Origin of the sequence: Pantoea stewartii subsp. stewartii, assembly GCF_008801695.1 — a bacterium.
Taxonomy (GTDB): domain Bacteria; phylum Pseudomonadota; class Gammaproteobacteria; order Enterobacterales; family Enterobacteriaceae; genus Pantoea; species Pantoea stewartii.
In genome coordinates this window covers 1-1099 of record NZ_VZPF01000202.1, presented here as the reverse complement: position 1 = coordinate 1099, position 1099 = coordinate 1, and the positions used below count along the sequence as shown (strand labels likewise).

2 protein-coding genes are annotated in these 1099 nt (G+C 48.3%); one reads left to right on the top strand and one right to left on the bottom strand.

What is annotated here, in order from left to right; translation table 11 throughout:
- A partial coding sequence (locus tag F7Q90_RS25710; protein WP_044242001.1) for a DNA adenine methylase occupies positions 1-674 on the top strand: 674 nt, incomplete at its 5' end.
- On the opposite strand, the gene F7Q90_RS25705 is transcribed toward F7Q90_RS25710, so the two are convergent.
- Positions 643-879 carry a hypothetical protein gene (locus F7Q90_RS25705; protein ID WP_006119115.1) on the bottom strand — a complete coding sequence of 79 codons (237 nt, stop codon included), beginning with the start codon at positions 877-879 and terminating at the stop codon, positions 643-645. The two genes, F7Q90_RS25710 and F7Q90_RS25705, sit on opposite strands and share 32 nt — an antisense overlap.
- Positions 880-1099 lie beyond the last annotated feature (220 nt).

Genomic DNA, 1099 nt, shown 5'->3' with positions numbered 1-1099 from the left:
CTTTATTCTTTATGAAGGAACAGTCAAAAGCGGAAGTACTGAACGATATTAACGGCGACATCGTTAATCTTTATCGCGTCATCCAGAACCACCTGGAAGAATTTATAAAGCAGTTCAAATGGGCTTTAACGAGTCGTGAGATGTTTAAATGGTTGAAGGACACTCCGCCTGAAACATTAACCGATATCCAGCGCGCTGCACGTTTCTACTATCTCCAGAAACTCTCGTTCGGCTCAAAGGTCGAGGGCCGCACATTTGGGACAAGCGCAACCAGTCCATCACGGCTGAATATCCTGCGTATGGAAGAAACCCTGTCTGAAGCATGGATGCGGCTGCACCGGGTAGCCATAGAGCACCTGGACTGGCAGGAATGCATGCGGCGGTATGATCGCACTGGCACGCTCTTTTATCTTGATCCGCCATACTGGAAAACACAAGGCTATGGCGTACCGTTCGGCATGGAACAATACGAGCAGATGGCTGCACTGGCCAGAACGGCTAAAGGTTACGTGATGATATCGGTCAATGACCACCCGGACATGCGCCGGGTGTTTAGCGGGCTGGAAATGATGAGTGTTGAAACGACTTACTCAGTTGGCAGTAACAATGGCCATAAAGCCGCTGAGCTTATTATCACCAATTTTAAACCGTTACCTGATAAGATGATGCCTTAAATGTCTCTGTAAGCCGCCACAAGTCGTTACTCTCGGTGGCCACACCTAATGCCGCCATCTGCTCAAGCATAAAGCGGGTGGCGTGCTCACCGCCTTTGGTAATAAAGAGGATGGCCCGAACCGTCAGCGCCGGTGCCTGGCTTAATGCTGAGATAATGTCGCAAGCGTCGTCCGTCATGGTCTGCCGGATAAGTGAAAAGTTCACAATAAATTCCTTCTGCATGGTGAAAAATCACACAATCATGTGCTGCGGCGCACACTAACTCGACATGAAAGGCGAGTCCACTGGACTTTGCAGAGTGGAACGAGAGGTTGAGATTTAGAACGTTTTTTATGCGATTTGGAAACTATTTTGCACTCTCAAACTCCGTCCAAGTTGTGCAAAATAGTTTCCAAAACAGTGCAAAATATTTTGCCGCGCTACA